General features: G+C 60.3%; 15 protein-coding genes and 1 pseudogene. All 16 read left to right on the top strand.

Annotation, left to right across the window (positions count from 1 at the left end):
* The coding region (locus tag C513_RS0112145; protein ID WP_018716159.1) for an EF-Tu C-terminal domain-related protein at positions 1–496 on the top strand (496 nt) is incomplete at its 5' end.
* A gap of 13 nt (positions 497–509) precedes the next feature.
* The gene (rpsJ, locus tag C513_RS0112140) at positions 510–821 is read left to right on the top strand and encodes a 30S ribosomal protein S10 (protein WP_018716269.1); all 312 of its coding nucleotides are present in this window, start codon (positions 510–512) and stop codon (positions 819–821) included.
* Between the two features lie 248 nt (positions 822–1,069).
* A complete protein-coding gene (gene rplC / locus C513_RS0112135; RefSeq protein ID WP_018716268.1) occupies positions 1,070–1,744 on the top strand; it encodes a 50S ribosomal protein L3 in 675 nt (224 codons plus the stop codon).
* Positions 1,744–2,364, top strand: coding sequence for a 50S ribosomal protein L4 (gene rplD, locus C513_RS0112130; RefSeq protein WP_018716267.1), 621 nt, complete (start codon positions 1,744–1,746; stop codon positions 2,362–2,364). The genes rplC and rplD overlap by 1 nt, the downstream gene beginning before the upstream one ends.
* The gene (gene rplW, locus C513_RS0112125; RefSeq protein ID WP_018716266.1) at positions 2,361–2,675 is read left to right on the top strand and encodes a 50S ribosomal protein L23; all 315 of its coding nucleotides are present in this window, start codon (positions 2,361–2,363) and stop codon (positions 2,673–2,675) included. Before rplD ends, rplW begins: the two co-directional genes overlap by 4 nt.
* A gap of 2 nt (positions 2,676–2,677) precedes the next feature.
* The gene (rplB, locus tag C513_RS0112120; protein ID WP_018716265.1) at positions 2,678–3,505 is read left to right on the top strand and encodes a 50S ribosomal protein L2; all 828 of its coding nucleotides are present in this window, start codon (positions 2,678–2,680) and stop codon (positions 3,503–3,505) included.
* A 10-nt stretch (positions 3,506–3,515) separates the two neighbouring features.
* Entirely contained in the window at positions 3,516–3,791 is a 276-nt protein-coding gene (gene rpsS, locus C513_RS0112115) for a 30S ribosomal protein S19 (RefSeq protein ID WP_026320820.1), read from the top strand.
* A 9-nt stretch (positions 3,792–3,800) separates the two neighbouring features.
* Positions 3,801–4,130, top strand: coding sequence for a 50S ribosomal protein L22 (rplV, locus tag C513_RS0112110; RefSeq protein WP_018716263.1), 330 nt, complete (start codon positions 3,801–3,803; stop codon positions 4,128–4,130).
* A gap of 12 nt (positions 4,131–4,142) precedes the next feature.
* The gene (rpsC, locus tag C513_RS0112105) at positions 4,143–5,000 is read left to right on the top strand and encodes a 30S ribosomal protein S3 (RefSeq protein WP_018716262.1); all 858 of its coding nucleotides are present in this window, start codon (positions 4,143–4,145) and stop codon (positions 4,998–5,000) included.
* Between the two features lie 29 nt (positions 5,001–5,029).
* Positions 5,030–5,446, top strand: coding sequence for a 50S ribosomal protein L16 (rplP, locus tag C513_RS0112100; protein WP_018716261.1), 417 nt, complete (start codon positions 5,030–5,032; stop codon positions 5,444–5,446).
* Between the two features lie 17 nt (positions 5,447–5,463).
* Positions 5,464–5,661: a 50S ribosomal protein L29 gene (gene rpmC / locus C513_RS0112095; RefSeq protein WP_018716260.1), complete on the top strand. Its 198-nt coding sequence runs from the start codon at positions 5,464–5,466 to the stop codon at positions 5,659–5,661.
* A 15-nt stretch (positions 5,662–5,676) separates the two neighbouring features.
* Positions 5,677–5,946, top strand: coding sequence for a 30S ribosomal protein S17 (gene rpsQ / locus C513_RS0112090; RefSeq protein WP_018716259.1), 270 nt, complete (start codon positions 5,677–5,679; stop codon positions 5,944–5,946).
* 252 nt (positions 5,947–6,198) lie between these two features.
* On the top strand, positions 6,199–7,398 hold the full coding sequence (locus C513_RS0112085; RefSeq protein WP_018716258.1) for a tyrosine-type recombinase/integrase: 1,200 nt from the start codon (positions 6,199–6,201) through the stop codon (positions 7,396–7,398).
* The gene (locus tag C513_RS0112080) at positions 7,395–8,561 is read left to right on the top strand and encodes a PDDEXK nuclease domain-containing protein (protein WP_026320818.1); all 1,167 of its coding nucleotides are present in this window, start codon (positions 7,395–7,397) and stop codon (positions 8,559–8,561) included. The genes C513_RS0112085 and C513_RS0112080 overlap by 4 nt, the downstream gene beginning before the upstream one ends.
* A 334-nt stretch (positions 8,562–8,895) precedes the next feature.
* Positions 8,896–9,321, top strand: a pseudogene (locus C513_RS14020) (JAB domain-containing protein); the annotation flags it as partial.
* A 13-nt stretch (positions 9,322–9,334) separates the two neighbouring features.
* Positions 9,335–9,561, top strand: a 227-nt coding sequence (locus tag C513_RS0112070; RefSeq protein WP_026320821.1) for a transposase, incomplete at its 3' end; no start/stop codon positions are given.

Below are 9,561 nucleotides of genomic sequence, written 5' to 3'. Positions count from 1 at the left end.
TCGCGTCGAGCGCGGCATCATCAAGGTCGGCGAGGAAATCGAGATCGTGGGTATCAAGGACACCCAGAAGACGACCTGCACGGGCGTGGAAATGTTCCGCAAGCTGCTGGACCAGGGTCAGGCTGGCGACAACGTCGGTATCCTGCTGCGCGGCACCAAGCGTGAAGACGTCGAGCGCGGCCAGGTGCTGTGCAAGCCGGGTTCCATCAAGCCGCACACCGAGTTCACCGCCGAGGTGTACGTGCTGTCCAAGGACGAAGGTGGCCGTCACACGCCGTTCTTCAACAACTACCGTCCCCAGTTCTACTTCCGTACCACGGACGTGACCGGTTCCATCGAGCTGCCGGCCGACAAGGAAATGGTGATGCCGGGTGACAACGTGTCCATCACCGTGAAGCTGATCGCCCCGATCGCCATGGAAGAAGGTCTGCGTTTCGCTATCCGCGAAGGTGGCCGTACCGTCGGCGCTGGCGTGGTTGCCAAGATCATTGCGTAAGGAGCGGTCACACATGTCCAAGCAAAAGATCCGCATCCGCCTGAAGGCTTTCGATTACAAGCTGATCGACCAGTCTGCTGCCGAGATCGTCGAAACCGCCAAGCGTACCGGTGCCATCGTCAAGGGTCCGGTGCCGCTGCCGACGCGCATGAAGCGCTTCGACATCCTGCGTTCGCCCCACGTGAACAAGAGCAGCCGCGACCAGCTGGAAATCCGCACTCACCAGCGCCTGATGGACATTGTCGACCCGACCGACAAGACCGTTGACGCGCTGATGAAGCTGGACCTGCCGGCAGGCGTGGACGTCGAGATCAAGCTGCAGTAATGCCTTGAGATGCTGAGCTGCCCTGCAGGGCAGTACGGCTTGCGGCCGGGGAGCAACATCCCCGGCCGTTTTCATTGCAGGCTATTGCACATTTTTTTTGCACGGTCTACAATGCAAGGCTTCGTGCACTTTTGCGCGCATATTTTTTCGTGCGCAATTGCGGTGTGCGGGGTTTTATTAACAGTCTTTCACGCAACAACGTGGCTGGCCAATTGCAGTCGGTCATGGTGAAAGTTACGGAGAAAACAATGAGTCTGAGCAAACACATGGGTTTGCTGGGCCGCAAGGTGGGCATGATGCGTGTCTTCACCGACGACGGGGAATCCATCCCTGTCACGGTGGTGGATGTGTCTGACAACCGCGTGACCCAGGTCAAGACCGAAGCCAACGACGGCTATGTGGCCCTGCAGGTCACGTATGGCAAGCGCCGCGCCTCGCGCGTCACCAAGCCGCAAGCCGGCCACCTGGCAAAAGCTGGCGTCGAAGCCGGCGAAGTCGTTCGTGAATTCCGCGTGACTGAAGAAACCGCCGGCAAGTATGCCGCCGGTGCTGCCCTGCCTGTGACCGAGCTGTTCAGCGTCGGCCAGAAGGTGGACGTGCAGGGTACTTCGATCGGTAAGGGCTATGCCGGTACCATCAAGCGCCACAACTTCAGCTCCCAGCGTGCTTCCCACGGTAACAGCCGTTCGCACAACGTGCCCGGCTCCATCTCCATGGCACAGGATCCCGGTCGTGTGTTCCCCGGCAAGAAGATGACCGGCCACATGGGCGATGAAACCGTGACCACGCAAAACCTGTCCGTCGTGCGTATCGACGAAGCCCGTCAGCTGCTGCTGATCAAGGGTGCCATTCCTGGTGCCAAGGGCGGATTCGTCTCCGTGCGTCCGGCCGTGAAGGCTAAAGCAGCCGAAGGAGCCAACTGATGCAAATCGAACTCCTGAATGAACAAGGCCAGTCCGCTGCAACCGTGGACGCCAACGACACCGTGTTCGGTCGTGACTACAACGAAACGCTGGTGCACCAGATGGTGGTGGCCTATCAGGCCAATGCCCGCCAGGGTACGCGTCAGCAGAAGAATCGCGAAACCGTCAAGCACTCCACCAAGAAGCCGTTCCGTCAGAAGGGCACTGGTAACGCGCGTGCCGGTATGACGTCTTCCCCGATCTGGCGTGGAGGCGGTCGTGCCTTCCCGAACACGCCTGAAGAAAACTTCAGCCAGAAGATCAACAAGAAGATGTACCGCGTGGGCATGTCCGTGATCCTGTCGCAGCTGGTGCGCGACGGTCGCCTGTCCGTGGTGGACTCCCTGACGATTGATACCCCCAAGACCAAGGCCCTGGCTTCCAAGTTCAAGGCCATGAATCTGGACTCCGTGCTGGTGATCACCGAGAACGTCGATGAGAACCTGTACCTGGCTTCCCGCAACCTCGGCCATGTGCTGGTGGTGGAGCCGCGTTATGTCGATCCCCTGTCCCTGGTGTACTACAAGAAAGTCCTGGTGACCAAGGCTGCTCTCGACAAGCTGCAGGAGATGTTCGCATGAGCACGAAGAAATTTGACGAAGGCCGTCTGATGGCCGTTCTGGTGGCTCCCGTCGTGTCCGAAAAGGCCACCATGGTTGCCGAAAAATCCAATGTCGTTACCTTCAAGGTGCTGCAGGACGCTACCAAGCCCGAGATCAAGGCCGCTGTTGAACTGCTGTTCAGCGTGGAAGTGACCGGCGTGTCCGTAGTCAACACCAAGGGCAAGGTCAAGCGCTTCGGCCGTAGCATCGGTCGCCGCAACAATGTGCGCAAGGCCTATGTGTCCCTCAAGGAAGGTGCCGAGCTGAACCTGTCTGGGGAGGCTGCTTAATCATGGCTGTTATCCAAATCAAACCGACCTCCGCTGGTCGCCGCCACGCCATCAAGGTGTCCCGTGACCACCTGCACAAGGGTTCCGGTTACGCTCCCCTGCTGGAACCCCAGTTCCAGAAGGCTGGCCGTAACCACAACGGTCACATCACCGTGCGCCACAAGGGCGGCGGTCACCGTCACCACTACCGTGTGGTCGACTTCGTGCGCAACGACAAGGACGGCATCCCCGCCAAGGTCGAGCGTATCGAATACGATCCGAACCGTACCGCGCACATCGCGCTGGTGTGCTACGCCGACGGCGAGCGCCGCTACCACATTGCTCCGCGCCACCTGGAAGTGGGCGCCAGCATCGTGAGCGGTTCCGAAGCGCCGATCCGCGTGGGCAACACCCTGCCGATCCGCAACATCCCGGTCGGTTCCACCATCCACTGCATCGAGCTGAAGTCGGGCAAGGGCGCGCAAATTGCACGTTCCGCTGGTACTTCCGCTACCCTGCTGGCCCGCGAAGGCGTGTACGCCCAGGTGCGTCTGCGTTCCGGTGAAGTCCGTCGCATCCACATCGAATGCCGCGCCACCATCGGTGAAGTGGCCAACGAAGAGCACAGCCTGCGCCAACTGGGCAAGGCCGGTGCCAAGCGCTGGCTGGGTATCCGCCCGACCGTGCGCGGCGTTGCCATGAACCCGATCGACCACCCGCATGGTGGTGGTGAAGGTCGCACCGGTACCGGTATGGCTCCTGTCGATCCGTGGGGCAACCTGACCAAGGGCTACCGTACTCGTAACAACAAGCGCACGCAGTCCATGATTGTGTCGCGTCGCAAGAAATAAGGGGTAGACAATGGCTCGTTCTCTCAAAAAGGGTCCATTCGTAGACCATCACCTGATGGCCAAGGTTGAAAAGGCCGTCGAATCCCATGACAAGAAGCCGGTGAAAACCTGGTCGCGTCGCTCCATGATCCTGCCCGAGTTCATCGGTCTGACGATCGCCGTGCATAACGGCAAGCAGCACGTGCCGGTTTACGTGACGGACCAGATGGTCGGCCACAAGCTGGGTGAATTTGCCCTGACCCGTACCTACAAGGGTCACGCGGCAGACAAGAAAGCGAAGAGATAAGGAAAGACCATGGAAACACGTGCAATTGTTCGTGGCGTCCGTCTGTCGGTCGATAAAGGCCGTCTGGTCGCCGACATGATTCGTGGCAAGAAAGTGGATCAGGCCCTGCAGATCCTGACGTTCACGCAGAAAAAAGCTGCCGTGATCATCAAGAAGGCCCTGGAGTCCGCCATTGCCAACGCCGAGCACAACGACGGTGCCGATATCGACGATCTGAAGGTCAAGACCATCTACGTCGAACAAGGCCCGACGCTCAAGCGCTTCACCGCCCGCGCCAAAGGCCGCGGTAACCGTATCAGCAAGCCCACGTGCCACGTGTACGTGACGGTTGGCAACTGAAAGGTGTAAGCAATGGGACAAAAAATTCATCCTACCGGTTTCCGCCTGGCGGTAAGCCGCAACTGGAACAGCCGTTGGTATGCCAACAACCGTGATTTCGCCGGCATGCTGGCCGAAGACATCAAGGTTCGCGAATACCTGGCCAAGAAACTGAAGAACGCTTCCGTTTCCCGCATCCTGATCGAGCGCCCTGCCAAGAGCGCCCGCATCACGATCTTCTCCGCTCGTCCGGGCGTGGTGATCGGCAAGAAGGGTGAGGACATCGAGAACCTGAAGCGCGAACTGAACGCCATGCTGGGCGTTCCGGTGGCCGTGAACATCGAGGAAGTGCGCAAGCCCGAAATCGATGCCAAGCTGATCGCCGACAGCATCACCCAGCAGCTGGAAAAGCGCATCATGTTCCGCCGCGCCATGAAGCGCGCCATGCAGAACGCCATGCGCATGGGTGCCCAGGGCATCAAGATCATGTCTGCCGGTCGTCTGAACGGCATCGAGATCGCCCGTACCGAGTGGTACCGTGAAGGCCGAGTGCCGCTGCACACGCTGCGCGCCGATATCGACTACGGTGTGTCCGAAGCAGAAACCACCTACGGCATCATCGGTGTCAAGGTGTGGGTCTACAAGGGCGACAACCTGGGCCGCAACGACGTGCCCGTGGCTGCCGAACCGCGTGAAGACGAGCGTCGTCCGCGTGGCCGTCGTGGCGATGACCGCCGTGGCGACCGTCCGCGCACCCGTCGTATCGGTGGCAACGTAGCCCCGGCAGATGGTAGCGACAAGCCGGCTGAAGCCTCTGGCGCAGCCACCCCCGCCGTTAAGCGCGTCCGTAACGCGCCCGCTGCAGCAGCGGACGGCGCCGCAGCCGAATAATCCTGTTCGGCTGACCTAGGAGAAGAATCATGCTGCAACCTGCACGCAGAAAATACCGCAAAGAGCAGAAAGGCCGCAACACCGGTCTGGCTACCCGTGGCAACGAGGTGTCCTTCGGTGATTTCGGTCTGAAGTCGACCGACCGTGGTCGCCTGACTGCCCGTCAAATCGAATCTGCACGTCGTGCGATTTCCCGTCACGTGAAGCGTGGCGGCCGCATCTGGATCCGTGTGTTCCCCGACAAGCCGATTTCCCAAAAGCCCGCAGAAGTGCGTATGGGTAACGGTAAGGGTAACCCGGAGTACTACGTGGCTGAAATCCAGCCCGGCAAGATGCTGTTTGAAATCATGGGCGTTCCCGAGCAACTGGCACGTGAAGCCTTCACGCTGGCTGCTGCCAAGCTGCCGCTGCGCACCACGTTCGCCGAGCGTCGTCTGGGCGCCTGATCAGGAGGATGAATATTATGAAAACGACTGATCTGCGCAACAAGGACATCGCTGGCGTCGAGGCCGAAATCAAGGACCTGCAGAAGGCCCACTTTGGTCTGCGCATGCAAAAGGGTACCCAGCAACTGCAAAACACGGCTGCACTGCGCCAGACGCGCCGTGACATCGCTCGCGCCAAGACCATTCTGGCCGAGAAGAAACAAGCCGCCAAGTAATCAAGGAGTGACAACATGACGGAAGCAAAAACCTCCCTCAAGCGCACCTTGGTTGGCAAGGTGGTGAGCGACAAGCGCAACAAGACCGTGACGGTGATGATCGAGCGTCGCGTGATGCACCCGATCTACGGCAAGATCATGATCAAGACCAGCAAGTACCATGCTCATGACGAGAATGGCGAGTACAAGCTGGGCGATATCATCGAGATTACCGAGAGCCGTCCGCTGTCGAAGACCAAGAACTGGGTAGCTACGCGCCTGGTTCAGAAGGCTGCCGTGGTCTGATTCCACACCAGCCTCCGGCCTGCCCCATTGGGTGCAGGCTGTAACGCCCCAGTCCTGCCGGACGGGGCGTTTTTTTGTTTCACGATGACTCCAGTACCGCATTTCGCTGGGCTACGCCAAGGCTCGATACAGCAGGTTTATCAATCACTTAGGCGAGTTCAATATATGCCGGTGCTTTCCGAAACTTGACCCGGCTTCCCCTCGCGTGGCTCCCATGCGGCTCTTGGAAACCGGGCTTTCCGAGGAGTCATCATGGCGAAGATCAAGCTCACCAAGTCCGCAGTCGATGCGGCACAACCCCAAGCCAAGGCCATCGAACTGCGGGATACCGTGGTGCCTGGCTTCCTGTGCAAGATCACCCCGGCCGGCCGCAAGGTGTTCATGCTCCAGTACCGCACAAACGCCGGCGAGCGCCGCAAGCCCGCCTTGGGCCAGTACGGGGAACTGACGGTCGATCAGGCACGTACGATGGCACAGGAATGGCTGGCAGCGGTTCGCAAAGGTGGCGATCCCAGCGCGGCCAAGAACGCCGCCCGCAAGGCGCCGACCATGAAGGAGTTCTGCCACACCTTCATGGAGGACTACTCCAAGCAGCGCAACAAGCCCAGCACGCAGCGCGGCTATCAGGGCGTGATTGACCGTTGCATCATCCCGATCATGGGCCGGATGAAGGTGCAGGACGTGAAGCGCCCGGACGTGGCTGCGTTGATGAAGAAGCTGGCCTACAAGCAGGCCGAGGCCAACCGCACCTTTGGCGTGCTGCGCAAGATGTTCAACTTGGCCGAAGTGTGGGGGCTACGTCCTGACGGCACGAATCCGTGCCGTCATGTCCCGATGTATCCGCCTGGCAAGGAAACCCGGCTCATCGTGGACGATGAGCTGGTGCGGATATTCCGTCACCTGGAGCATCTGGAAGCCGAGGGACTGGAGAACTACGTCATCCCGCTGGCGATTCGCCTGCAATTCGAGTTCGCCGCCCGGCGCTCCGAAATCTGCCCGCTGGAGTGGGATTGGGTTGATCTGGAAAAGCGCCGCGTTGTTTGGCCTGACAGCAAGACCGGCGGCATTTCCAAATCCATGAGCGAGGAAGCCTATCGGCTGCTGTCCACAGCGCCGCGCCGAGAAGGTTGCCCCTACGTCCTGCCGTCGCCCAACGACCCGACCCGGCACATGACCCACGGTGAGCACTACGGCGGCTGGACGCGCGTGCTCAAGGCCGCCGGTGTGCCGCACGTTGGCACGCATGGCATCCGCCACCGGGCGACCACCGACATAGCCAACTCGGGCGTGCCTACCAAGGTGGGCATGAAGCTCACAGGCCACAAGACCGTGGCGATGTTTATGCACTATGTTCATACCGAGGACAAGCCGGTACGGGATGCGGCCGAACTGGTGGCGAATCGGCGATTGGCGATCACCGGGGCATCCCGTTCTATGGAGGTGACAGCATGACAAGGAAGACGCCCGTGAGAACGCGGAAACCTGCCGCCTTACCGGCTGGCTATGCCGGTATCCACGGTGGCATCGTGGAACTGCTGGATGCGGCGCGCCAAGCAGCGGCGCGCAGTGTCAATGCGCTGATGACGGCCAGCTATTGGGAGATTGGCCGCCGGATCGTCGAAGCCGAGCAGAAAGGCAGGCGGCGGGCCGGTTACGGTGAGCAGTTGATGGAGAGGTTGTCTGCCGACCTGACGGCTCGATTCGGACGTGGGTTTGGCGTCAACAACCTGGAAAGCATGCGGCGTTTCTTCCTCGCGTACTCCCAGCCACAGATTTCCCAGACAGTGTCTGGGAAATTGGGAAATGAGTTGCCTGTCGAGAAATCCCAGACAGTGTCTCGGAAATTCGACCTCTCCGAACTGGCCCAGGCCTTCGCCTTGCCGTGGTCAGCCTATGTCCGGCTGCTGTCGGTCAAAGATGACCATGCACGCCAGTTCTACGAGACCGAAGCACTGCGCGGTGGCTGGAGCGTGCGCCAGCTCGACCGACAGATCGGCAGCCAGTTCTACGAGCGCACGGCCCTATCCAAAGACAAGGCTGCGATGCTGGTCAAGGGTTCGGTGGCCAAGCCCGAGGATACCGTCACGCCCAATGATGCGATCAAAGACCCGTATGTGCTGGAGTTCCTCGACCTCAAGGACGAGTACTCGGAATCTGATCTGGAAGCGGCATTGATCCAGCGTCTGGAAGACTTTCTGCTGGAACTGGGCGAAGGCTTCACCTTCGTCGGGCGGCAACGTCGGTTGCGCATCGACCAAACCTGGTATCGGGTGGATCTGCTGTTCTTCCATCGCAAGCTGCGCTGCCTGGTCATTATCGACCTGAAACTGGGCAGCCTGACCCATGCCGATGTGGGGCAAATGCACATGTACTGCAACTATGCCAAGGAGCATTGGGCTTACCCGGACGAGAATCCTCCGGTGGGCCTGATCCTGTGCGCGGACAAAGGCCATGCCCTGGCGCGGTATGCGCTGGATGGCTTGCCGACGAAGGTGATGGCGGCGAACTACCGGACGGTGCTGCCGGATGCCGAGTTGCTGCAAAAAGAGCTGGAGAACACGCGGCGTCTGCTTGAATCTCGCGGAACGCTGTCCCTCAAGGACGATAAGCCATAGTCGTTCGTCCCAGCGTACCGCCGTCGGGCTCGCGGGCTGCGCCCTGTGCTTCGTGCCAAATCACAGCCATTCGGCGCTGATCCCTGACGCCTCCGGCCTGGATCGTTGATCCGGGCCTGCGCGTGCTGCGCACTTGCCAACGGCGGGTGTGTGGCTGAGTGGGGTGTAGGCGGTCTTGCTGTTCCCTTCACCGTATCACGGCGTTCTCGCCGTCAATGACTTCGCGTGCTCGCACGCTTGCGGCCTATCGGCCGTCTTCGATCCCTGACTGCTTGCGCTGCGCCGTGCTGGCCACGGTTCCGGGCAATTCCGCCCGAGCAACCGGAGCATAATCATGTCGCAACTGTCCTTTTCTCCGTTCAATGACGCTTTGCTGGTGCGTGACGCCCAGGGGCGCTACCTGCCGGCATCGGTGGACCAAATTCTCGAAGCGGCACGCCAGGTCATCGAGCTGAAGATGCAGCGTGGTACTGAGTTCACTTCCCCGGCGCTGGTCAAGGAGTACCTGCGCAACAAGCTGGCAGGCTTCGAGCATGAAGTCTTTGCGGTGCTGTTTATGGATACGCGCCATCGGCTGATCGAGTACCGGGAGATGTTCCACGGCACCATCGACAGTGCATCGGTGTATCCGCGCGAAGTGGTCAAGGAAGCGCTGCGGATCAATGCGGCGGCAGTCATCCTCTCGCATAATCATCCTAGCGGGAATCCTGAGCCTTCACAGGCTGAACCGCCCCGGGTTTCGAGGAGGCCCCAACTCTTGAGAAGATGGAGCCATGAACAAGTCCAACAAGTTTTCCCCGGAAGTGCGCGAGCGCGCTGTGCGCATGGTGCAGGAGCATCGAGCCGAGTACCCTTCGTTGTGGGCAGCTATCGAATCGATTGCGCCGAAGATTGGCTGTGTGCCGCAAACCCTGCACGATTGGGTCAAGAGAGCCGAGATCGACGCTGGCCTGCGTGCGGGTACCACGACCTCGGATGCGCGACGCATCAAGGAACTGGA

The organism is Allobrachymonas chironomi DSM 19884 (genome assembly GCF_000374625.1).
Taxonomy (GTDB): domain Bacteria; phylum Pseudomonadota; class Gammaproteobacteria; order Burkholderiales; family Burkholderiaceae_C; genus Brachymonas; species Brachymonas chironomi.
This window is presented reverse-complemented; position numbering and strand designations above follow the sequence as displayed.